A 675-nucleotide genomic window follows, 5' to 3' on the forward strand; every position below is an offset into this window, starting at 1 on the left:
GGCCCGCGGCCTTGCACGATCTGGCACCGGCTGCTGGCCAAAGGGCCCGCGAGCCTGACGGGCCAGCCACCGCGCATGGTGGTGGTCGAAGGCGCCGGAGGATGCGAATGCCACGGTGCGCGTGCTCGGCCCCCGCGAAGCCGAGCCAGGCGCAGGCCAGCGCCGCGCCTTGCTGAACCCGGTGGCCACCGCGGTGTTCGACGGCGTGAGCGGCGCCGTGCTGCAGGTGCGCCGGCCGGACCCCGACGCGGCCTTCGCCTCGGAGCAGGTGCACGCCGTGATGGAGTCGCTGCACTTCGCCCGCTTCGGTGGCTGGCCGATGAAGTGGCTGTACTTCGCCAGCGGGCTGCTCGGCACCGTGATGGTGGCCACCGGCACCGTGCTGTTCAGCGTGAAGCGGCGCCGCGCCTGCGGCAATGAGTTCGGCCGTGCCACGGCCGGCGTCTACCGCGCCATCGAGGCCCTGAATGTCGCGGCCGTGGCAGGCATCGGCGTGGCCTGCATCGGCTACCTCCATGCCAACCGCCTGCTGCCTGCCGAGCTGCCCGGCCGCGCGCTGTGGGAGATCCGGGCCTTCCTGGCGGTCTGGCTGGCCACGCTGCTGCACGCCGCGCTGCGCCCGCCGCGCCGGGCCTGGGTGGAGCAGCTGGGCGCGGCAGCGGCGCTGTGCGTGGC

Annotated in this window: 1 protein-coding gene; it reads left to right on the top strand. The window is 74.5% G+C overall.

Features of this window, described 5'->3' with window-relative positions; translation table 11 throughout:
* Positions 1 to 121: 121 nt before the first annotated feature.
* Positions 122 to 675: PepSY domain-containing protein (locus tag AC27KI_RS26620; protein WP_487116886.1), on the top strand; the 554-nt coding region annotated here is incomplete at its 3' end.

This window comes from Acidovorax sp. KPB24-03, assembly GCF_057546605.1.